The organism is Pseudomonas sp. LBUM1640, assembly GCF_059716225.1.
Genome location: NZ_CP166816.1, coordinates 1,682,353 through 1,705,415 on the forward strand (window position 1 = coordinate 1,682,353; position 23,063 = coordinate 1,705,415).

The following is a 23,063-nucleotide window of genomic DNA, read 5'->3' on the forward strand; positions in this document are numbered from 1 at the left end:
TGTAGTTGGTTCGACTGCAGGTTTGGTTCCTGCGTGGCTTATTTCATATTCTTACAGGGAGGTGTTCGATGGATGATTAGAGGGGGGAACTAATACTTCAATGGTTCTTGGCAAGGGCTGAGGTGTAGTCTTTAAGCCATGTAGGCAATGTGACTAAAAAAAGGTCGCCATGGGCTGAGGGTGTATTCACACCGCCAGTCAATGGCGACTATTAGTGGTCGGTCAGAGTAAAGAAAGCGGGTAACTGATGATCAAGCGGTTTTCATCGAATTCATTGTTGCTGTAGTCCCTGCGCATGCTCGAATTGCGCCACCGCACGTTGAGATCCCTGAACGTGCCGCTCTGTACCGTGTAGCCCAATTCGCTCTCGCGGCCCCACTCCTTGCCGTCGGTGATGGCGCCTGTGTGCACGTTGCTGCCACTGATATAGCGGTTCATCAAGGTCAGGCCCGGTATGCCGAGGGCGACGAAGTTGTAGTCGTGGCGCACTTGCCAGGATTTTTCCTCGGCGTTGTCGTAGCTGGCGTTGTAACTGTCGTTGGCCAGGGTGCCGCCGCTGGTGCCGTTGACGCGCATCCACGCGCTGTTGCCGGTGAGTTTTTGCAGGCCGACGTAGAAGGTGTTGCCGCCATACTTGGCGGAGAACAGGCCGGACCAGGTTTTGTTGTCCAGGCTACCGGCGCGGGCGCTGCCGTCGTCCTTGCCGTAGAAGAACCCGAGGTTGGCGCCCAGGGTCCAGTCACCCACGGGTTGGCTGTGGATCAGGTTGACGTACTGCTGGCGGTAGATGTCCTTGAGCTGGGCGTTCCACACGCCGATCTGGGTGCGTTTGTCGTTGAAGGCGTATTCGCCGCCCTGGAAGTTGAAGCGGTCTGACGTGAAGGCGGTTTTCCCGACCATCGACATGTCCGTCATGCTGCTGTCGTCGCGCGGGCTGTTGGCGCGGAACTGGCCGCCATAGAGGGTCAGGCCGGCGATTTCCTTGGAGGTGATCTGCCCGCCGCGCAGGGTTTGCGGCAGGGAACGGCCATCGTCTGAACGCAGGATCGGCAGCACCGGCATCCACTCGCCCACCTTCAGTTCGGTCTTGGAAAACCGCGCCTTGAACGCCACGCCCAGGCGCCCGAAGTTATCTGCCGGGCGGCCGTCGTGGTCCAGCGGCAACAGCTGGGTGCCGCCAGTGCCGCGCCCGCCATCCAGCTTTTGCGAGTACAAACCCAGCACGTCCATGCCGAAACCCAGCGTGCCCTGGGTGAAGCCGGACCGGGCGTCGAGAATGAAACTTTGCGTCCACTCCTGCGCGCCGCCCTGGGTTTTGGTCGGGTTGGTGTAATTGCGGTTGAAGAAGAAGTTGCGCAGGTTGAGGTTGGCGCTGGCGTCTTCAAGAAAGCCGTGTTCTTCGGCGACGACAGGGAGGGCAAGGCTGGCGACAGCGGTCGCCAGCAACAGCGGGCGCGGTTGGAAAATGCTCATGGTGTTGGACCTGTTGTTATTGGGGTTATGCAGGTGCCGGCCATGGTGCGGGGCGGTGCGGGCGCGATGAAAGTGGGGTAGGGCGGGTTGTGGGCGATGATCGAACGCAAGTTGACGGCCGGACTCAGGAGGTCCGGCCCGGATTTCTGGGGCTTAGTGCAGCGTATTCAAACTGGTCCACGGGATGGCCGGCAGATATTTCTGGCAGGCGAGTGTTGTAGCCACCATTGCCACCAGAAACACCACTTGCAGCGGGCTCCAATAGGCCCAGTGCAACCCTTTGATCCAAGGGATCCTGGCATTGAAATTTTCGTTGACCTTGCCGATTCGCCGCGAGTGAAACAGGCTGATCAGGATCATGCCCAGGTAGGTCAGCATGCCCATGACCCCGAGAATGTAGCCAAACACCAGTAGCAACACCAATTGGGGAATACCATGGCGTAGCACTAGCCTGAACTGGTTGATGCTCAGCCGCTTGGGCAACAGGCGTTCGCTGAGCCACAGGTCCTGGACGATCAGGCGAGAGGTGAACGCGGCCCATAATTGGATACCGCGCAGGGCGAAGATTGCGGGAAGGACCGTCAGCAGGATGAACAAAAAGAATTTGGCTGGCAGCGAGGTGTCGAGGAGTTGATGAAAGGCCAGGCCGCTGGCCAGGGCCAATCCGGCCCAGACTCTGATCCAGCTATCAAGGGTCACCCCACGCGGCAGGAATTTGCGCCAGAAAAAAACGTGCGGATCCGGCAGGCGTTCGAGCAAGGCCGGGTAGCGCCAGGTCAGCACTTCAGACAGGTGTTGAGTGGCATTCCACGCAGCATCATCAAAACCTGCGACCAAGCGGTGCTGTTCCTTCACGTTCATCAACGTAATCAACAGGCGCGCCGCCAAGGCATCGGCGGAGGTGCGGCGGGTGTCGTGGGCCTTGTCTTGCAGGTTGGCGAAGAAGCTTTCCTGCTCGCAGCGCGAGACCAGCTGGCGCCACATCCACGTCGGTTCCGGGTGCACGCCTTTCTGGTCATCCCAGCCAAACGCCTGGCACACCCGCTCGAACAGCGGCACGCTCCATTGGGTGTCGTGGAGCAATTGCAGGACGATGCGCTGCCATTGATGCTGCAGGTCGAACACCCGCAGCCAGGGTTGCTGGTTGTAGGCTTTGAGTTGGTTGATGAACTCGCGCTCGGCCTTTTGTTCCAGCTGTTCCTGCAGCGCCTGGCGATAAGCCTGCAGCAGCTCGCCGCTCAGCGCTTCGTGTTGCCAGGGGTTCATCGCCACACGTTGCCAGGGCGTCAGCCATTCCAGGTGCTGCACCGCCCAGGCGGCAATGGTGGCGCGCTCACCAGGGGCATCGAAACAGTGGCGCAGCAGGGCGGCCTGGAATGCATCGGCGCACAGTTGATGTTGGGCCTGTTGCCAGCGCTCGTCGAGGTTGTGAACGCCCAGCCCGTTGATCAGCGCCTGCGCGCGCGTCTGCTCGGCAGGCGGCTCGAACGGGGCAGGGCTGACGGGGCGCACATCAATAGATTCCGCGTATTCATTGCGGTCGGCATAGGCCCGTTCGGCCACCGGCGCCTCAATGACTTGGGCCTCTTCATCGTCATTCTCGGCCCGCCAGCGCGCGATATTCAGCGCCTGTTCATAGGCTTCGCGCAGGCGCTGGAAACCCTCGGCGTCATCGTCCGGGCGGCAGCTTTTCAGCAGCCGCGCGTAAGTGCGCTTGAGGGTGCGCTCGTCGGCATCGTCCGCCAGTTGCAACACTGCCCAACAGTCCATGTGGTTATCTCTCAGCGCCAGAACCCGTTGTCGAGTTGCTCAAGTTGACGGGTCAGCTCGCTGCGCGCCTCACGGATGCGGCGGTCGTCCTGGGTGTCGAGCACTTGCTGGAACTGCGCGGCCCAGTGCCCGAGCTGCTCGCGCAACTCGCCGAGGTTTTCCTGGTAGAGCCGTTCGAGGCGGGCGGTCAGTACCGTGTTGACCTGCTGGTCGCGCGGGTGAATCTTCAGCAGGGCGAGGGCTTGCAGGCGTTGCTGGATCTCTTGCGGGCTCAACACGCCAGGGTTGTTCTCGATCACCAGCGAATGCTGCTCGCCGGTCAGCGGGATGTTCACCTGGGCTTCGAGCAAGCCGTTGTTGTCGTAGGTGAAGCGCACGTCCAACGAGACTTCGCCGGCCTTGCGCTTGGGCACGGGAATTTCCAGTTGGCCCAGTTCGATGTTGTCTTTCACCAGGCGGCTTTCGCCCTGGTAGATTTTCAACAGCACGCGGGTCTGGTCGTCGTGCAGGGTAACCACACTCTTGACCCGGCTGACCGGCACGCTGCTGTTGCGTTCGATCAGAGGCAGGTAATGCCCGCTTTCGATATGGCCGCCGTACTGGTTCGAGGTTTCGATGCCCAAGGTGTAGGGGCAGACGTCGGTCAGCACGATCTCTTCCAGCGCCGCCGAACGGGCCTTGAGTGCGGCCTGGATCGCCGCGCCGTGGGCGACCACCTGGTCGGGGTCGAGGCTGATGGACGGGAAGCGCCCGAACAAACCGGCCGCCAGTTTGCGCACCAACGGCATGCGCGTGGTGCCGCCGACCAGCAGGATTTCATCCAGGTCGCCGACGCGAATCCGCGCATCGCGCAAGGCGCGTTCAATCGGCGCGCGCAGGCGCTCCAACAGCGGTGTGTAGAGCTTGGCGAGTTCGGCTTGAGTGATGGTGTTTACCCACTGCTGGCCGTCGACGCGCAGGGCGAACTCAGCGCTGTCATCCTGGCCCAAGGCTTTGCGCACGCGCTCGGCTTCGCGGCGCAGGGCTTGCAGCACACTGCTGGTGGGCGGGAAACCCTGGGTGTTGCGCTGGCTGTCGACGAAGTGTTCCAGCAACAGGGTGTCGAAGTCTTCGCCGCCCAGGAAGTTGTCGCCGGCGCTGGCGCGCACTTCCATCACGCCGTCGAACAGCTCGATGATCGACACGTCAAAGGTGCCGCCGCCGAGGTCGAACACCAGGAACGAGGTTTCCTTGTCACGCTGGTGCAGGCCGTAGGCCAAGGCGGCGGCGGTGGGTTCGTTGATGAGTTTTTCAACATTGAGCCCCGCCAGTTCACCGGCGATGCGCGTGGCTTTGCGCTGGCCGTCGCTGAAGTAGGCGGGCACGCTGATCACTGCCTCGGTGACGGTCTGGCCGTAGGTGCGCTCGATGTCTTCTTTGAGGCTTTTGAGCACCAACGCCGAGAGTTCTTCGGGACGGAACGAGCGGTCGCCCAGGCGAACTTCGGTGGCACTGCCCATGAAGCGCTTGAACAGCGACGTGGTCAGGTGTGGGTGGGTGTGCAGGCGTTCCTTGGCGGCTTGGCCCACCAGAATGCGGCCTTGGTCGTCCAGGCCAACCACACTCGGGGTCAGCAGCTGGCCAAGGGCATTGGGCACCATTTTGGCGGCATCGCCGCGCCAGACGGCGGCCAGGCTGTTGGTCGTCCCCAGGTCGATTCCTACGATCATTACGACAAGCTCCCTCTGTGGTCTGTAAGAATCTGTTACCAATTTTACCCTGAAAGGTTTGGCAGAAAGCAAGGTGCAAGACTTGATGGGGTTGTATGGGGGGGCTTGGTAGATATGAGTACATATCCGTTGCTGCGGTAACGGCTTCGTAGGGTTCCGCTCTTACAGCGGGTCACTTTTGGCAAACGCCCGGAATGCCGGCCCAGCCAAAAGTAACCAAAAGGTCTTTGCCCCACCACTCGGTGCCTCGCTTAGGCTCGGCATGCCAGAACGAAGGCCCGGTTCCGCGGGTCGCCGCGCTGGGCCATCCATGGCCCAGCGCGGCTAAACCGGCATCCCTGCCGGTTTACCCGCTCCACCGTGCCTACGTGCGGCCATCGTGGTTAACGGGGCCTGTCAGATCAAAATCAAAAGCAGATCAAAAGCAGAGCACGGCGGCCTAGTAGCCGACCTGAGTGTTTGAAGCAAAAGCAGGGCAACAGCAGAGCAAAAACAGATCAGAAGCAGATCTGTTTTTCTGTGGGAGCTGGCTTGCCTGCGATGCAGACACCTCGGTACATCAGGCATACCCAGGTGATGCTTTCGCAGGCAAGCCAGCTCCCACATTGACCGAGTGCACACATCTACCTGAATGTACTGAGCTCCAAATGTGGGAGCGGGCTTGCTCGCGAATGCGGTGTGTCAGTTACAAATAAACTGACTGACACACCGCCATCGGGAGCAAGTCGAACCGTCGCACCGCCCCCCCACAATTTGACTGAGTTCAGCTTCCAAGATCAGGTCGGCTGTCAGGCCGCCTGGCTTTCGCTTTTGATCTAACCACTCGCAGGGCAGCAGCACAGCAAGAACAGATCAAAAGCAGAGCTGCTTTTCTGTGGGAGCTGGCTTGCCTGCGATGCTGACACCTCGGTACATCAGGCATTACCAGTTGATGCCTTCGCAGGCAAGCCAGCTCCCACCTTTGACCGAGTACACACATCTACCTGAATGTAATGAGCTCAAAATGTGGGAGCGGGCTTGCTCGCGAATGCGGTGGGTCAGTTATAAATGAGCTGACTGACACACCGCCATCGGGAGCAAGTCGAACCGTCGCACCGCCCCTCCCACATTTAACCGAGTTCAGCTTCCAAGATCAGGTCGGCTGTCAGGCCGCCTCGCTTTCGCTTTTGATCTAACCACTCGCAGGGCAGCAGCACAGCAAGAACAGATCAAAAGCAGAGCTGCTTTTCTGTGGGAGCTGGCTTGCCTGCGATGCAGATACCTCGGTACATCAGGTGCACCGAGTTGATGCCTTCGCAGGCAAGCCAGCTCCCACATTTGACCGAGTACACACATTTAACTGATGTACTGAGCTCCAAATGTGGGAGCGGGCTTGCTCGCGAATACGGTGGGTCAGTTACAAATGAGCTGACTGACACTCCGCCATCGGGAGCAAGTCGAACCGTCGCACCGCCCCTCCCACAATTTGACCGAGAACAGCTTCAGTAAACAGGTCGGCTGTCAGGCCGCCTCGCGTTTGCTTTTGATCTAACCACTCAGGTCGGCTACTAGGCCGCCGTGCTCTTGCTTTTGATCTTGATTTTGATCTTAGGCGCCCCGTTAACCACGCTGGCCGAACGCAGGCTTTGGAGCGGGGGTAAACCGGCAGGACGCCGGTTTAGCCGCGCTGGGCCAAGGATGGCCCATCGCGGCGGCCCCCGCTCCAAAGCCTGCGTGAGGGCACACCGAGCCGGAGGCGAGGTGCCGAGTGGTGGGGCAAGAGCCTTTTGGTTACTTTTGGGCTCTTTTCAAAAGTGACCCGCCGTAAGGGCGGAACCCATCTCAGCCATCACCCAAACAACGGATATGTACTCAGCGAACCCGCGTTGATCAACGACGGCCAATAAAATGGCAAAAAAAAACCGCTTCCGGTGAGGGAAGCGGTTTTATCTACAACAGCCCGATCAGAACAACTTCAGTGCCGGTGCTTCTTCTTTCAACGGCTCGTTCTTCGCGGTCTGCTCGTTCCAGCCACCACCGAGGGCCTTGTACAGGTTGACCTCGCTGTTGAGCTGCGCCAGGCGGTCAGTGATCAGCGATTGCTGGGCACTGAACAGCTGGCGCTGGGCATCGAGGAACGTCAGGTTGCTGTCGACACCAATGCGGTAGCGACGCTCGGCCAGGCGGTAGTAATCCTGGTTGGCGGCGACGAAGCCACGTTGGGCATCCAACTGCTGCTTGTAGGTCTCACGGGCGGCGAGGCCGTCGGAGACTTCCTGGAAGCCGGTCTGGATCGCCTTCTCGTAGGTGGCCACGTTGATCTCTTTCTGGATCTTCGAGTAGTCCAGGCTTGCGCGCAGGCTACCGGCGTTGAAGATCGGGATGTTGATCTGCGGAGCAAACGACCAGGTGCCCGAGCCGCCTTTGAACAGGCCGCCCAAGGTTGGGCTGGCGGTGCCGGCACTGGCCGTCAGGCTGATGCTCGGGAAGAACGCTGCACGCGCCGCGCCGATATTGGCGTTGGCGGCCTTGAGGTTGTATTCGGCCTGCACAATGTCGGGACGACGTTGCAGCAGGTCCGATGGCAACCCGGCAGGCACTTCGCTCAGCAGGTCATCGGCCAGCGGCTTGCTGGCGATATTCGCCGGCAGGCCGGTGCCCAGCAGCAGGGTCAGGCTGTTTTCGTCCTGGGCCACTTGGCGGGTGTAGCGCGCCAGTGCCACTCGGGCGTTTTCCACCGAGGTACGCGCCTGGCTGAGGTCGAGGGCCGAGGCCACGCCGACTTCATTGCTGCGCGAGGTCAGTTTGTAGCTCTGTTCAAACGCGCCCAGGGTGTCCTGGGTCAGCTTGAGCAGTTCCTTGTCGGCCTGCCAGGTCAGGTAGGCGTTGGCCACACTGGCCACCAAACTGATCTGGGTGCTGCGCCGCGCTTCTTCAGTGGCGAAGTACTTTTGCAGTGCTTCTTCACTGAGGCTGCGTACGCGGCCGAACAGGTCCAGCTCATACGAGCTGATCCCAAGGCCGGCCGAGTACTGGCTGGTGATGCCCGCTTCGCCGGTCTGCGACAGCTTGGCCGGGGTACGCGAACGGCTGCCGCTGCCGGTGGCCGAGATGGCCGGGAACAGGTCGGCACGCTGGATCTGGTACTGCGCCGCGTAGGCGTCAATGTTCAGGGCCGCGACACGCAGGTCACGGTTGTTCACCAACGCGGTCTGGATCAGCTGTTGCAGGGCAGGGTCATGGAAAAACTGCTTCCAGCCCTGCTCGGCAGCGGCCTGGCCCGGCGCCTGGGCCGACGAATACGCCGGCCCCTGCGGGAACTGTGCAGCCACCGGCGCTTCGGGGCGCTGATAGTCAGGTATCAGCGAGCAGCCACTGAGCACGAATGCCGTGACGGCTAGGGAAAGTAGCGACTTGCTCATTGGCCAGCCTCTTTAGGAGTTTCAGTAGTAACCGTCTTTTTACGCTCACCCGCGGCCGATACGGTCGCGAAGAACAGTGGCACCCAGAAGATCGCCAGGACGGTGGCGGTGATCATACCGCCGATTACGCCGGTGCCGATTGCATGCTGGCTGCCCGAGCCTGCGCCGGTGGAGATCGCCAGTGGCAATACGCCGAGGACGAATGCCATGGAGGTCATGATGATCGGCCGCAGACGCATGCGGGACGCCTCGATGGCCGCCTCGACGATGCCTTTGCCTTGCTCATGGAGCTCTTTGGCAAACTCCACGATCAGGATGGCGTTTTTCGCCGCCAAGCCCACCGTCACCAATAGGCCCACCTGGAAGAACACGTCGTTGGACAACCCGCGCATGCTGGTCGCCATCAACGCACCCACAACCCCCAGCGGCACTACCAGGATCACAGCGATCGGGATCGACCAGCTTTCGTACAGTGCCGCGAGGCAGAGGAACACCACCAGCAGCGACAAGGCGTACAACGCAGGCGCCTGGGAGCCGGACAGACGTTCTTCATACGACAGGCCCGTCCACGCATAGCCAACACCCGCCGGCAGTTGCTTGGCGATACGCTCGACTTCGGCCATGGCGTCACCGGTACTGTAGCCCGGAGCTGGCGTACCGAGGACTTCCATCGCCGCTACACCGTTATAGCGCGAGAGTTTCGGCGAACCGAAGATCCACTTGCCCGAAGCGATGGCGGACAACGGCACCATCTTCCCGGAGTCGCTACGCACGTACCATTTGTTCAGGTCTTCAGGCGACATGCGGCTGGCAGCATCACCTTGCACGTACACCTTCTTCACCCGACCACGGTCGATGAAGTCGTTGACGTAGCTGCCACCCAGGGCAATCGCCAGGGTCTGGTTGATATTCGACAGGGTGATGCCTTGGGCACTGGCCTTCTCGTCGTCGACGGTGAGCTCGTACTGCGGCTCATCGTTCACGCCGTTGGGGCGCACGCCTGCCAGAATTTTGCTTTGTGCTGCCATACCGAGGAACTGGTTACGCGCCGCCATCAATTTATCGTGGCCGACACCGCCCTGGTCTTGCAGGAACACGTCGAAGCCGGTGGCGTTACCCAGTTCCAGTACAGACGGCGGCACGATGGCAAATACCATGGCGTCCTTGAAGGTCTGCATGAAGTAGCCTTGGGCGCGCTTGGCGATTTCGAACACCGAGTTGGACGCGTCACGCTCGTCCCACGGTTTGAGCATCACAAAGGCCAGGCCCGAGCTTTGGCCACGACCGGCGAAGTTGAAGCCGTTTACGGTAAACACCGATTTTACGCCTTTGCCTTCGCCCGGCTCGCCTTCCTTGTCGTTGAGCAGGAATGCACGCATATCGTCGATGACTTTTTGCGTACGTTCAGCCGAAGAACCGACCGGCGTCTGCACCTGGGCAAAAATCACGCCCTGGTCTTCATCGGGCAGGAACGCGGCAGGGATGCGCATGAACAGCCACACCATACCGACGATGATCAGCAGGTACACCAGAAACGCCGGGATCTTGTGCTTGATCATGTTACCCACGCCGCGCTCGTAGCTCAGTACGCCACGGTCGAAGGTGCGGTTGAACCAGCCGAAGAAACCACGCTTGGGTTGGCCGTGTTTTTCCGGGTCGATCGGCTTGAGCATGGTGGCGCACAAGGCCGGGGTGAAGATCAACGCAACCAGTACCGACAACGCCATGGCCGAAACGATGGTGATGGAGAACTGTTTGTAGATCACACCGGTGGAGCCACCGAAGAACGCCATCGGCAACAGTACCGCCGACAGTACCAGCGCAATACCCACCAGGGCGCCCTGGATCTGGCCCATGGACTTGACCGTCGCTTCTTTAGGCGACAAGTGTTCCTCAGCCATTACCCGTTCGACGTTCTCCACCACGACGATGGCGTCATCCACCAGCAAGCCGATGGCCAGGATCATGCCGAACATGGTCAGGGTGTTGATGGTGAAACCGAACGCGGCCAGGATCCCGAAGGTACCCAAGAGCACCACCGGTACGGTCATGGTAGTGATGATGGTGGCGCGGAAGTTCTGCAGGAACAGGAACATCACCAGGAACACCAGCACGATCGCTTCGACCAGGGTGTCAACTACACCGGAGATCGATTCGGTCACCACCGGGGTGGTGTCATACGGCACCACCGCCTTCATGCCAGGTGGGAAGAACGGTTCAAGCGACGCTACGGTGGCGCGGATGGCCTTGCCGGTGTCCAGGGCGTTGGCGCCCGAAGCCAGCTTGATCGCCATACCGGAAGCCGGCTTGCCGTTGAACTGCGCAGCGATGCTGTAGTTCTGACCACCGAGCTCAATACGGGCGACATCCTTCAGGCGTACCTGTGAGCCGTCGGTATTGACCTTCATCAGGATATTGCCGAACTGCTCTGCAGTCTGCAGACGGGTCTTGCCAATGATCGTGGCGTTCAACTGGGTGCCGGGCAGGGCTGGCAGGCCGCCCAGTTGGCCGGTAGCCACCTGTACGTTCTGCGCGGAGATCGCCGTGCTGACATCCACCGGCGTGAGCTGGTAGTTGTTCAGCTTGCCCGGGTCGAGCCAGATACGCATGGCGTACTGCGAACCGAACACCTGGAAGTCACCCACACCTGCGGTCCGCGAAATCGGATCCTGGATGTTCGACACGATGTAGTTGGACAGGTCGTCCTTGGTCATGCTGCCGTCTTCCGACACCAGACCGATCACCATCAGGAAGTTCTTCACCGACTTGGTCACGCGGATACCCTGCTGCTGCACTTCTTGCGGCAGCAGTGGGGTGGCCAGGTTCAGCTTGTTCTGCACCTGAACCTGGGCGATATCCGGGTTGGTGCCCTGGTTGAACGTCACGGTGATGGTCATGCTGCCGTCGGAGTTACTGTCCGAGGAAACATAACGCAGGTTGTCGATACCGTTGAGCTGTTGCTCGATCACCTGCACCACGGTGTCCTGCACGGTTTGTGCGGACGCGCCTGGGTAGGTCACCTGGATGTCGATGGCGGTCGGCGCGATGGCCGGGTATTGGTTGATGGGCAACTTCATGATCGAAAGTGCCCCGACCAGCATGATCACCAGGGCAATTACCCAGGCAAAAATGGGACGGTCGATAAAAAATTTCGACATGGGTTACTCCCCTTTGCCAGCAGCGGCAGCAGGAGCGGCAGCATTGCCAGCGTCAGCAGGCTTGGCGTTGTCGGCCGGCTTGACCTTGACCTCGGCGCCCGGCTTGACGTACTGCAAGCCTTCGGTGATCACACGGTCGCCGGCGTTCAAGCCTTTTTCCACCAGCCAGTAGGCGCCGTACGTACGGTTAGCCACCAGTTCACGCTGCTCAACCTTGTTGTCGGCATTGACGATCAGCGCCGTTGGTGTGCCCTTCAGGTCACGGGTCACGCCTTGCTGCGGAGCCAGGATGGCCTTGCTGTTCACACCGGCTTGCAGCTGGGCGTGCACGAACATGCCCGGCAGCAGGGCGTGGTCAGGGTTCGGGAACACGGCGCGCAGGGTTACGGAGCCGGTGGTCTGGTCGACAGACACTTCGGAAAATTCCAGCTTGCCGTCCACGCCATAGGCGCTGCCGTCTTCCAGGGTCAGCTTGACTTTGGCGGCGTTGTCGCCGGCCTTTTCCAGCTGGCCGCTTGCCAGGTCGCGGCGCAGTTTCAGCATTTCTGCCGAAGACTGCGTGACGTCGACGTAGATCGGGTCCAGTTGCTGGATCACGGCCATGGCATCGGTCTGACCATTGCTGACCAGTGCGCCTTCGGTGACCGAGGAACGGCCGATCCGCCCGGAGATCGGCGCGAACACTTTGGTGTAGCGCACGTTGATCTGGGCGGTTTGAACGTTGGCTTCGGCGGTCATGCGGTTGGCGACGGCAGTGTCGTATTCCTGACGGCTGACGGCTTGTTCATCCACCAACTGCTTGTAGCGGTCGGTGATCGACTTGGTCTGGGTCAGGGTCGCTTGCGCGCTTTTCAAGGTGGCGTCATACACCGACGGGTCGATCTGGTAGAGCTGCTGCCCTTCCTTCACGTCGCCGCCTTCCTTGAACAGGCGCTTGAGAATGATGCCGTTGACCTGAGGCCGAACTTCCGCAATGCGGTAGGCCGTGGTGCGGCCTGGCAGTTCGGAGGTCAGGGTAAAGGCTTGCGGTTGAATAGTGACCACGCCGACCTGAGGGATTTGAGCGGGCGGAGCCGCTTCTTCCTTTTTACATCCGCTGAGCAGCGATGCCAGGGCGACGGCAGTGACCAGAGCGGTAACAGCTGGCTTAAGTTGCATGAAGATCCTCGGGTCAGGCGCGCAGAATGCGCACAAGAAGTGTGGAAGGGTAAAAAACAAGCTGTGAGTAGATAAGTAGCTTGCTACGCAATATACTTACGTTCATGGTTGTTTGTAAACTCTTGACAGGCTTCGCAGATTGTTGACAAAGCAACTGCCAAAGCCTCGATTTTAGTACGTTCGGCGCCCATGACGGTGTCGTCCCACAATTATTCAGATGATCGTTACCGCCTATTAAAGCTGCGTTACCGATAGTCCCAAGTGTTCTGATTGAGGTTTTACTGCCATGGTTCGTCGCACCAAAGAGGAAGCTCAGGAAACGCGCAGCCAGATTCTCGACGCCGCCGAACAGGCTTTTTATGAGCGCGGCGTTGCGCGCACTACGCTGGCGGACATCGCGGCGTTGGCCGGCGTGACGCGCGGTGCTATCTATTGGCATTTCAGCAATAAGTCCGATTTGCTGCAGGCACTGCTCGACACGCTGCACGAACCCTTGGACGAATTGGCCCGAGCGAGTGAAAGCGAAGATGAAGTCGACCCGCTGGGCTGTATGCGCAAGCTGTTGATTCATTTGTTTCATCAGGTGGCCCTGGACCCGAAAACCCGGCGCATCAACGAGATTTTGTTTCATAAGTGCGAGTTCACCGATGAAATGTGTGACATGCGTCGCCAACGCCAGACCCATAGCCTGGAATGTAACCTGCGTATCGGCCTGACTCTGCGTAACGCGGTCCATCGCGGGCAACTTCCGGAAAATCTCGACACCACCCGTGGTGCGGTGTGCATGCATGCCTATATCAATGGGCTCATCGGCCAGTGGCTGCTGGTGCCCGACAGCTTTCAGCTACATCAGGAGGCTGAACGTTGGGTTGATGCGGGGCTGGACATGCTGCGCCTGAGCCCCAGCCTACGCAATTAAGACAAAATGCGTAATTGCGTCCAGTTGTGTCAATAGTAAAGACCAGAGACGGTCAATCGTCCCTTCGGCTGATCGGTGGGGTGACTTTATATACGGGCTGGCGGGCGGTTGATAGGTAGCCGACTAAGTATTTTGTAGCGATATTGTTGCAATGCTGTGAAGGAATGTTTCCCATCCTTCGTACGATCGTTCCCGCGCTCAGCGTGGGAATGCATCCTGTGACGCTTCGCGTCACGCTTTAGGAGCAGACGCAGAGCGTCCAGGGCGGCGTTCCCACGCAGAGCATGGGGACGATCAAACAGGCGTAAAAAAGCCCCGGTTCTTGCGAGCCGGGGCTTTTTCGTTTCAGCTTGTTGCTTTAGATCGCCAGCGTCGGGTAGTCGATATAACCGACCGGGCCCTTGGCGTAGAAGGTTTCCGGGTGCGCTTCGTTCAGCGGCGCATCGGCTTTCAGACGCGCCGGCAGGTCCGGGTTGGCAATGAACGGTACGCCGAAGGCCACCGCATCGGCTTTGCCCGAGGCCAGCCAGGCGTTGGCGCTGTCCTTGGTGAAGCGTTCGTTGGCGATGTACGGGCCGCCGAAGGCTTTTTTCAATTGTGGGCCAAGGCTGTCGCCGGCTTCTTTTTCACGCGAGCAGATGAACGCGATGCCACGCTTGCCCAGTTCGCTGGCGACGTAGGTGAAGGTCTCGGCCAGGTTGTCGTCGCCCATGTCATGGGCGTCGGCGCGCGGTGCCAAGTGCACACCCACACGGCCGGCGCCCCAGACTTCGATGGCCGCGTCAGTCACTTCCAGCAGCAGGCGCGCACGGTTTTCCAGGGAGCCGCCGTAGTTGTCGGTGCGCTGGTTGGTGCTGCTTTGCAGGAACTGGTCGAGCAGGTAGCCGTTGGCGCCGTGGATCTCCACGCCGTCAAAGCCTGCGGCCTTGGCGTTTTCGGCACCCACGCGGTAGGCGTCGACGATGTCGGCGATTTCAGCAGTTTCCAGGGCGCGTGGGGTTGGGTAGTCGGCGAGTGGACGCACCAGGCTGACGTGGCCTTTAGGCTGGATCGCGCTCGGTGCCACCGGGGTTTCGCCGTTCAGGTAGGACTCGTGGGAGATGCGGCCGACGTGCCACAGTTGCAGGACGATCTTGCCGCCCGCGCCGTGCACGGCCTTGGTCACGTTGGCCCAGCCACGTACCTGGTCGTTGGACCAGATGCCTGGAGTGTCCGGGTAGCCCACGCCCAGCGGCGTCACGGAAGTGGCTTCGCTGAGGATCAGCCCCGCAGAGGCGCGTTGTACGTAGTACTCGGCCATCAGCGCGTTCGGTACGCGGCCGGTGTCAGCGCGGCAGCGCGTCAGCGGCGCCATGATAATGCGGTTGGACAGTTCCAGGTCGCCCAGTTTGATCGGATCGAAAATAGTCGTCATGGGATAACACCCTTCTCTTTAAGTGGATTGATCAGTTGGTCGCAGGGGCCAGGTCGGCATCGCCGCTCTGACGGAAAGTAATCAGGGTGACCAGCAGGGCCAGGACCGCCAGGGCCGCAGCCGCCAAGGGCACGCTGGTCAGGCCGAAACCGTGGGCAATCACGCTGCCGCCAACCCAGGCGCCAAGGGCGTTGCCGATGTTGAAGGCGCCGATGTTCAGGGTGGACACCAGGTTCGGTGCCGCCTTGCCGAAGGTCACCACGTTGATTTGCAGCGCCGGCACGGCGGCGAACGAGGCGGTGGCCCACAGGAACAAGGTGATTTCAGTCGGGATCAGCGCGACGCTGGTCCAGGTCAGTACGGTGGAGACCACCGCCATGCTGATGAACACGCCGATCAAGGTGGCCGCGAGGCGTTTGTCCGCCAGCTTGCCGCCGATGATGTTACCCACGGTGAGGCCCAGGCCGATCAGCAGCAGGGTCCAGGTCACGCCCTTGGGCGATACGCCGGTGACGTCGCCGAGCAGCGGCGCGACGTAGGTGAAGAGGGTGAACATGGACGCGGCGAACAGCGCGGTCATGGTCAGCGACAACCAGATGCCGGCGCCTTTGAGGGCCGCCAGTTCGGCGCGCATGTCGAGTTTTTCTTCATCACGCTTGGCCGGCAGAAAGCGGATCAGGCCGATCAGCGCCACCACACCAATGACCGTCACGGCCCAGAAGGTCGAGCGCCAGCCGGCTTCCTGGCCCAGTGCAGTGCCCAATGGCACGCCGAGCACGTTGGCCAGGGTCAAGCCGGTGAACATCAAGGCCACGGCCGAAGCACGCTTGTTGGCCGGCACCAGGTTGGCCGCTACCACTGAACCAATCCCAAAGAACGCCCCGTGGCACAGCGCGGTGACCACACGGGCAACCATCAGCACGTTGTAGTCACTGGCCAGGGCGCAGAGCAGGTTGCCGATAATAAAGATGCCCATCAGCGCTACCAGTGCGGCCTTGCGTGGCAGCTTGGCGGTGGCCAGTGCCATGAAAGGGGCGCCGATGGCCACGCCCAAGGCGTAGCCGGTGACCAGCCAGCCGGCGCCGGGAATCGACACGCCCAAGTCCGCCGCCACATCGGGCAGCAAGCCCATGATGACGAACTCGGTGGTGCCGATGGCGAAGGCGCTCAGGGCCAGTATGAGTAGCGAGAGGGGCATTAGCGTTTCCTTGGTTACAGCGGTTCGATGATTTCAGCGCTGAGTTCATTAGTGAGCGCTGCGAGGAAGGCTTGGATCACTTCCTCATTGCGTTTGAAAAAGTGCCACTGCCCGGCCTTCTGGCTGCTGATCAACCCGGCCCGTTGCAGCGTGGCCAGGTGGGCCGACACGGTCGACTGGGACAAGCCACAGCGCTGGTCGATCTGCCCGGCGCAGATGCCGTATTCGTGGTTGTGCACTTGCTCGGGGAACTGCACTTTCGGGTCTTTCAGCCAGGTGAGGATGTCTCGTCGTACTGGGTGCGCCAGGGCTTTTATTATTTCGTCGAGGTCGATGGACATGGCAGATGCTCGTTTTCGTAAAACGTTATATCGCGATGAGGCGAACTTTAAATCGTTACATCCCGATACACCAATATGCTTTTGATCTTAGGTCAGGCTATTTCGGTATATCGGGTTATAACGATGCATTGGCGGCAGTGGTAGACTGCGCGCCATGAATTATCTCGCACATCTGCACCTGGGCGGCCAACTTCCTGCGCAATTGCTGGGCAGCCTCTATGGCGACTTCGTCAAAGGTCGCCTGCAAGGCCAGTTCAGCCCGCAAATCGAGTCGGCGATTCAGTTGCATCGCTCCATCGACCGCTTCACCGACAGCCATCCGCTGGTCGGCGAGGCGTTGTCACGCTTCAGCCTGACCCGCAAGCGCTACGCCGGGATTGTCCTCGATGTGTTTTTCGATCACTGCCTGGCGCGAGATTGGGCGGTGTATGCCGACCAGCCGCTGGAGCGCTTCACCGCGCAGGTGTACCGCGTGCTGGCGGCCGAGCCGCAGTTACCGGGGCGGCTGGCGCAGATCGCGCCGTATATGGCGGCGGATGATTGGCTGGGTTCGTACCGTGAGTTCGCGATGATGGAGCAGGTGTTGCGCGGGATCTCGCGGCGCCTGACACAGCCTGAGGAGTTGAGGCATGCCATGCAGGAGTTGCGGGTGTTGTATGAGCCGCTGAGTGAAGACTTTCGGCTGTTCTATCCAGAGTTGCAGGCGTTTGCACACACCCATCTGACTGCTGATATCTAAATGTGGGAGCGGGCTTGCTCGCGAATGCGGTGTATCAGTCAGTATATTTGTTGCTGACAGACCGCATTCGCGAGCGAGCCCGCTCCCACATTTTTTTGACTGTGCCCGCTTCAGGCAGCAAACGCCGGCCGCGCCGCCACTTGCTCTGCCTCCGGCAACGGCCCGAACAGCGCCTTCTGCACCGCCTGCTGCGCCTGGTATGCCAGCGCCGCGCGCTCTTGCCCGGCACAGGCAATCGGCGTGAGCACATGAATTTCCACATCGCCCTGGTCATTGGCAAACAGGCGCATCAGGTGCGAGAGCAAATCATCGTCGCCAATAAACGGCGCCAGCGGGTCCACTTGCCCGTCGCGCAGATAACGAATCGCCACCGGTTGCAGCGACACATCGGCATCAATCGCACTGGCCAGCAAGCGCCCGTGGAAAGTGCGCAGGCTGCGCCCATCGGTGGTGGTGCCTTCGGGGAACATCAGCAGCGGGTGCTGTTGCTCCAAATGACGAGTCATCTGCTTGCGGATCAACTGGCTGTCGCCCGAACCCCGGCGGATAAACAGGCTACCGGCCTTGGCCGCCAACCACCCGGCCACCGGCCAGGTGCGCACTTCGGCCTTGGACAGAAACGACAGCGGCGTGACCATGCCCAGCAGCGGGATGTCGGTCCAGGACACGTGATTGCTCACCCACAGCATCGGCGTTTGCGGCAGCTCACCGTGCACCGTCACGCGAAAGGGCAGGGCGTGGGTCAGCCGCGCCATGAAAAACCGCGACCAACGCTGGCGCCGCACCATCGAGTTGGCCACGCCCAAACGCTCGAACACACCAAACACACTGGCCATGCTCAAGCCCAGCGCCACCACCAGCAGCACCCGGGCGATGCGCCCGTACACGCGCAGGCGGCCCATTACATGGCCGCCTTGAAGTGGCGAGCGTAACGTGGGCACAACTCATCGCGCTTGAGCAGGATGAACACGTCGGCCACCTGGAAATCTTCATCCCAGCACGGCTCGCCGCAGATCTTCGCGCCCAGGCGCATGTAAGCCTTGAGCAACGGCGGCATTTCGGCGATCACGTTGGACGGCAGGTCCAGCGCCGGCAACGGTTTTTTCGGCTCGGCACGCAGGTGTTCGTTACACAGGTAGCGTTCGCGCAGGCGCTGCATGATCGCGTGGGCCTGGATGCCGCCATCGTGCATCGGAATACTCGCGCAGCCCATCAAGTAGCTGTAGCCGCCTTGGTTCAAGACTTCCGCCAACTCGCCCCACAACACCGCGATGGTGCCGCCGTTGCGGTAGGCCGGGTCGACGCACGTGCGGCCGATCTCCAGGATCGGGCCTTGCAGGTGCAGCAAGCCGTGCAGGCTGAATTCTTCTTCGCTGTAGAACCGGCCCAAGGTGCTGGCGGCCTGGTGGTCGAGCAAACGGGTGGTGGCGACCAGTCGACCGCTGTTCAAATCCCGCACGCCGATGTGGCTGCAGTGAACATCATAGTCATCCATGTCCAGACCCAGTTCCGCGCCTTTCAGCTTGGCGTTGAACTCGCCGCTGAACACGTTGAACCGCAGGGCCTGGGCTTCCTGCAAAGCCTGTGCGCCAACCAGGCGTTCGGCTTGCAGACGGCGTTCATTGCCGGTGTCGCTGATGCGGGCGATCTGAGTCATGGCGAATCTCCGAGTGCCGGCCACGTTTCGGCCAGTCGACTTGTTTGTCCAAACTCAGGCTATGTAGGCTCGGTGTCAGCGCCATGAAGTTACGGTGACGCTTAGATGACAGCCTTTTATGTAGCAAATCTGTCATGCGCCTGGGCTAGGCTCGCGGGCTTGAATGCCCCCTTGAGTTTGCGTCCATGGTCCGAGGCCTGTTGTGCGTTGCCCTTTTGTTAGTCACTGCCACCGCCCACGCCGAAACCTGGCCTGACAAGGAGTGGGCCAGGGGCACAGCACTCTCGGGACCCGCTGTCGATGCGCTGGATAACTACGCGTTCCCGCCCCGTGACGACGCCACCCGCCAAGGCATTCGCACCGACGCGCTGCTGGTGATCCGCGACGGCGTGATCATCTATGAACGCTACGCCGCGCCCACCACCGCCAGCACGCCGCACCTGACCTGGTCAGTCAGCAAAGGCCTGATGGCCACCGTGCTCGGCGTGGCCTACGGCGAAAACCGCTTCAAACTCACCGACCCCGCCGCACGCTTCTACCCGCCGATGAAACAGCACCCCAATGTCACCATGGCCGACCTGCTGCACTGGGCCTCAGGCCTGGACTGGCAGGAAGACTACGAATACGCCCCGCTGAAATCCTCGGTGGTGGCGATGCTCTACACCCGTGGCCGCGCCGACATGGCGGAGTTTGCCGCCGACACCGAAGCCGCCGCCGCACCCGGCCAGGCCTTCCGTTACTCCAGCGGCGACAGCAACATCTTGTCCGCCGCCCTCAAAGGCATGCTCGGCCACAAGGCCTATATGAGTTACCCGTGGGACGCGCTGTTCAAGCCGCTGGGCATTCATAACGCCACCTGGGAAACCGACGCCGACGAAACCTTCGTCGCCTCGTCCTACGCCTACCTCACCGCCCGCGACCTGGCGCGCGTCGGCCTGCTGATGGCGCGCGACGGTCGTTGGGGTGAGCAGCAGTTGCTGCCTAAAGAGTGGGTCGCCTTCAACCGCCAACCGTTCGACAAATACAAGGCTGGCCAGGACGAAGCCGTACCCGGCGGGCAATGGTGGCTGAACCAAGGCGCCCCAAGGCCATGGCCCGACGCTCCCGCCGACACCTTCGCCGCCCTTGGCCACTGGGGGCAGGCGTTGTTTGTGCTGCCCGACGAACACCTGGTGATCGTGCGCTACGGCGATGATCGCGACGGCACTTACCGCCACAACGAATTGCTCAAACGCGTGCTTGCGGCGGTGCAGCCATGATCCGTCGTCGGCCGTTTACCAGTGTGTTTATCCTGCTATTACTCGCGTTGCTGGGCTGGGTCTGGCACGAGCGCGTCAACCTGCAAGGCTTCCCCGACATCATCGCGGCGTACACGGCCAAGGAGTATTGCTCGTGCCGGTATGTGGAGAACAATCCCGCCGAGTATTGCCTGGGGTATGTGAAGCAGTACGTGCCGACCAGTGCGTTTATCGACAAGCCGGAGCGCAGTGAAGTGACGGCGAGCGGGTTGGGGCGTACGCATACGGCTCGGTGGTTAGGTGATCGCCAAGGCTGTCGCCTGAATCCCTGACACACCCCAAATCCCCTGTGGGAGCTGGCTTGCCTGCGATGGCCATAGGTATCTGCGCAACGCTTTGTGTGGTGCTGAGCCTGTGATGGGGTTAGGTCGATTGAGTACATATCCGTTGCTGCGGTAACGGCTTCGTATGGTTCCGCTCTTACAGCGGGTCACTTTTGGCAAACGCCCCAAAAGTAACCAAAAGGTCTTTGCCCCACCACTCGGTGCCTCGCTTAGGCTCGGCATGCCCGCACTCCGGCCCGGCTCCGCGGGTCGCCGCGATGGGCCATCCCTGGCCCAGCGCGGCTAAACCGGCATCCCTGCCGGTTTACCCGCTCCACCGTGCCTACGTGCGGCCATCGTGGTTAACGGGGCCTGTCAGATCAAAATCAAGATCAAAAGCAGAGCACGGCGGCCTAGTAGCCGACCTGAGTGGTTGAAGCAAAAGCAGGGCAACAGCACAGCAAAAACAGATCAGAAGCAGAGCTGCTTTTCTGTGGGAGCTGGCTTGCCTGCGATGCAGACACCTCGGTACATCAGGCATACCCAGGTGATGCCTTCGCAGGCAAGCCAGCTCCCACCTTTGACCGAGTACACACATCTACCTGATGTACTGAGCTCCAAATGTGGGAGCGGGCTTGCTCGCGAATGCGGTGGTTCAGTTACAAATGAACTGACTGACACACCGCCATCGGGAGCAAGCCCCTCCCACAGTTAACCGAGTTCAGCTTCCAAGACCAGGTCGGCTGTCAGGCCGCCTCGCTTTCGCTTTTGATCTAACCACTCAGGTCGGCTACTAGGCCGCCGTGCTGTAGATCTTGATCTTGATTTTGATCTTAGGCGCCCCGTTAAACCACGCTGGCCGAACGCAGGCTTTGGAGCGGGGGTAAACCGGCAGGACGCCGGTTTAGCCGCGCTGGGCCAAGGATGGCCCATCGCGGCGGCCCCCGCTCCAAAGCCTGCGTGAGGGCACACCGAGCCGGAGGCGAGGTGCCGAGTGGTGGGGCAAGAGCCTTTTGGTTACTTTTGGGCTCTTTTCAAAAGTGACCCGCTGTAAGAGCGGAACCCATTTCAGCCGTTACCCAAACAACGGATATGTACCCAGCGCCCCCCACGACAACCGCAGATGTGTAGATACCTATGCTGCGATGACAGCGGCACAAACAACAGTGATGTTGACTGACCTGCCGCTGTCGCAGGCAAGCCAGCTCCCACATTAGATGTGCGCTAACTGCCCTCAGGTTCCACCCAGTGGAACCACCTTTGATTGTCCTCCCGCCCACATCGCGGTTAGCTGGCGATGTGTCGCAAACAAGAACGGGAACACCCGCCTGTGAGGAGAATCACCATGCGCCCACACCAGCACATTCTGGATTGGCTCAGCGACGTCGCCAGCGACTTGCACGCCGTGCGTCAGGACATCCACGCCCACCCCGAACTCGGCTTTGAAGAGAACCGCACCTCGGCGCTCGTCGCGCAAGCCTTGAAAGGCTGGGGTTATGAAGTACACACCGGCATCGGCAAAACCGGTGTAGTCGGCGTGCTGCGCAATGGCAGCAGCCCGCGCACCCTGGGCATTCGCGCCGACATGGACGCCTTGCCCATCATCGAAAATACCGGCGCGGCCTACACCAGCCAGCACGCCGGCTGCATGCACGCCTGCGGCCACGACGGCCACACCACCATGCTGCTTGGCGCCGCGCGTTACCTGGCGGCGACTCGGCAATTCGACGGCACCTTGAACCTGATTTTCCAACCCGCCGAAGAAGGCCAGGGCGGCGCCGAGGCCATGCTGGCGGACGGTTTGCTGGAGCGTTTCCCCTGCGACGGCCTGTTCGGCATGCACAATATGCCGGGCCTGCCGGCTGGGCATCTGGGCTTGAGAGTCGGGCCGATGATGGCGTCCCAGGACTTGCTCACCGTGACTCTGGAAGGCGTCGGCGGCCATGGTTCCATGCCGCATCTCACGGTCGACCCACTGGTGGCAGCCGCGAGCATGGTCATGGCGTTGCAGACTGTGGTGTCGCGCAACATCGACACCCAGGAAGCCGCCGTGGTTACGGTCGGCGCGCTGCAAGCGGGGCAGGCTGCCAACGTGATTCCTCAACAAGCCCTATTGCGTTTGAGCTTGCGTGCGCTCAATCCGAAAGTGCGCGAACAGATGCTGGCGCGCGTCAACGCAATCATCCAAACCCAGGCCGCCAGCTTCGGCTGCACTGCACAAATCGAACACCGCCCGGCTTACCCGGTGCTGGTCAACCATGCCGAAGAAACCGAGTTCGCGCGCCAGGTCGGCGTCGCCTTGCTCGGCGCCGATGCGGTGGACGGCAACACCCGCACGCTGATGGGCAGCGAAGACTTCGCCTGGATGCTGCAACGCTGCCCCGGCAGTTACCTGTTTATCGGCAACGGCGTGTCGCGGCCGATGGTGCACAACCCCGCCTATGACTTTAACGACGACATCCTGCTGACCGGCGCCGCCTATTGGGGCGCGCTGGCCGAGAGCTGGCTCAAGCCTGCCTGACGACCGCACTTTTTCTGCCGCTGGACCCTTGCCCTTATCGGTTG

At 60.9% G+C, this 23,063-nt stretch carries 16 protein-coding genes; 5 read left to right on the forward strand and 11 right to left on the reverse strand.

Annotated features, from left to right (window positions below):
* Positions 1-222: 222 nt before the first annotated feature.
* The 6 genes from ACA065_RS07525 to ACA065_RS07550 form a co-directional block, all read right to left on the reverse strand.
* Entirely contained in the window at positions 223-1,473 is a 1,251-nt protein-coding gene (locus ACA065_RS07525; protein ID WP_497693965.1) for an OprD family porin, read from the reverse strand.
* Between the two features lie 153 nt (positions 1,474-1,626).
* A complete protein-coding gene (locus ACA065_RS07530; RefSeq protein WP_497693966.1) occupies positions 1,627-3,243 on the reverse strand; it encodes a J domain-containing protein in 1,617 nt (538 codons plus the stop codon).
* A gap of 11 nt (positions 3,244-3,254) precedes the next feature.
* The gene (locus ACA065_RS07535) at positions 3,255-4,952 is read right to left on the reverse strand and encodes a molecular chaperone HscC (protein ID WP_497693967.1); all 1,698 of its coding nucleotides are present in this window, start codon (positions 4,950-4,952) and stop codon (positions 3,255-3,257) included.
* A gap of 1,943 nt (positions 4,953-6,895) precedes the next feature.
* Positions 6,896-8,353: an AdeC/AdeK/OprM family multidrug efflux complex outer membrane factor gene (adeC, locus tag ACA065_RS07540; RefSeq protein WP_497693968.1), complete on the reverse strand. Its 1,458-nt coding sequence runs from the start codon at positions 8,351-8,353 to the stop codon at positions 6,896-6,898.
* Complete coding sequence (locus ACA065_RS07545; RefSeq protein WP_497693969.1) at positions 8,350-11,511, reverse strand: efflux RND transporter permease subunit; 3,162 nt, start codon at positions 11,509-11,511, stop codon at positions 8,350-8,352. Before ACA065_RS07545 ends, adeC begins: the two co-directional genes overlap by 4 nt.
* 3 nt (positions 11,512-11,514) lie before the next feature.
* Positions 11,515-12,669, reverse strand: coding sequence for an efflux RND transporter periplasmic adaptor subunit (locus ACA065_RS07550; RefSeq protein ID WP_497693970.1), 1,155 nt, complete (start codon positions 12,667-12,669; stop codon positions 11,515-11,517).
* A gap of 286 nt (positions 12,670-12,955) precedes the next feature.
* Between ACA065_RS07550 and ACA065_RS07555 the strand changes: the two genes are divergently transcribed.
* A complete protein-coding gene (locus ACA065_RS07555) occupies positions 12,956-13,588 on the forward strand; it encodes a TetR family transcriptional regulator (protein ID WP_177016202.1) in 633 nt (210 codons plus the stop codon).
* Between the two features lie 358 nt (positions 13,589-13,946).
* Here ACA065_RS07555 and ACA065_RS07560 read toward each other — a convergent pair whose 3' ends face one another.
* Genes ACA065_RS07560 through ACA065_RS07570 form a run of 3 tightly spaced genes read right to left on the reverse strand, consistent with a single transcriptional unit; the run spans position 13,947 to position 16,541 of the window.
* Positions 13,947-15,002 carry an alkene reductase gene (locus ACA065_RS07560; RefSeq protein WP_497693971.1) on the reverse strand — a complete coding sequence of 352 codons (1,056 nt, stop codon included), beginning with the start codon at positions 15,000-15,002 and terminating at the stop codon, positions 13,947-13,949.
* Positions 15,003-15,033: 31 nt separating this feature from the next.
* A complete protein-coding gene (locus ACA065_RS07565) occupies positions 15,034-16,200 on the reverse strand; it encodes an MFS transporter (protein WP_497693972.1) in 1,167 nt (388 codons plus the stop codon).
* A 14-nt stretch (positions 16,201-16,214) separates the two neighbouring features.
* Complete coding sequence (locus ACA065_RS07570; RefSeq protein ID WP_497693973.1) at positions 16,215-16,541, reverse strand: ArsR/SmtB family transcription factor; 327 nt, start codon at positions 16,539-16,541, stop codon at positions 16,215-16,217.
* Positions 16,542-16,695: 154 nt separating this feature from the next.
* On the opposite strand from ACA065_RS07570, the gene ACA065_RS07575 reads away from it, so the two are divergent.
* A complete protein-coding gene (locus ACA065_RS07575; protein WP_497693974.1) occupies positions 16,696-17,280 on the forward strand; it encodes an acyl carrier protein phosphodiesterase in 585 nt (194 codons plus the stop codon).
* 110 nt (positions 17,281-17,390) lie between these two features.
* Here the strand turns inward: ACA065_RS07575 and ACA065_RS07580 are convergent, their stop codons facing one another.
* Both ACA065_RS07580 and olsB read right to left on the reverse strand, forming a co-directional pair.
* The gene (locus ACA065_RS07580; protein ID WP_497693975.1) at positions 17,391-18,182 is read right to left on the reverse strand and encodes a lysophospholipid acyltransferase family protein; all 792 of its coding nucleotides are present in this window, start codon (positions 18,180-18,182) and stop codon (positions 17,391-17,393) included.
* Entirely contained in the window at positions 18,182-18,937 is a 756-nt protein-coding gene (gene olsB, locus ACA065_RS07585) for an L-ornithine N(alpha)-acyltransferase (RefSeq protein ID WP_003172415.1), read from the reverse strand. Before olsB ends, ACA065_RS07580 begins: the two co-directional genes overlap by 1 nt.
* Before the next feature lie 185 nt (positions 18,938-19,122).
* Here olsB and ACA065_RS07590 point away from each other — a divergent pair, with 185 nt between their 5' ends.
* The 3 genes from ACA065_RS07590 to ACA065_RS07600 all read left to right on the forward strand — a co-directional run bounded on the left by ACA065_RS07590 (position 19,123) and on the right by ACA065_RS07600 (position 23,019).
* On the forward strand, positions 19,123-20,196 hold the full coding sequence (locus ACA065_RS07590; RefSeq protein WP_497693976.1) for a serine hydrolase domain-containing protein: 1,074 nt from the start codon (positions 19,123-19,125) through the stop codon (positions 20,194-20,196).
* Positions 20,193-20,507, forward strand: coding sequence for an amidase (locus ACA065_RS07595; protein ID WP_497693977.1), 315 nt, complete (start codon positions 20,193-20,195; stop codon positions 20,505-20,507). Before ACA065_RS07590 ends, ACA065_RS07595 begins: the two co-directional genes overlap by 4 nt.
* Positions 20,508-21,843: 1,336 nt before the next feature.
* Positions 21,844-23,019, forward strand: a complete 1,176-nt coding sequence (locus ACA065_RS07600) for a M20 aminoacylase family protein (RefSeq protein WP_497693978.1) — start codon at positions 21,844-21,846, stop codon at positions 23,017-23,019.
* Positions 23,020-23,063: the final 44 nt, after the last annotated feature.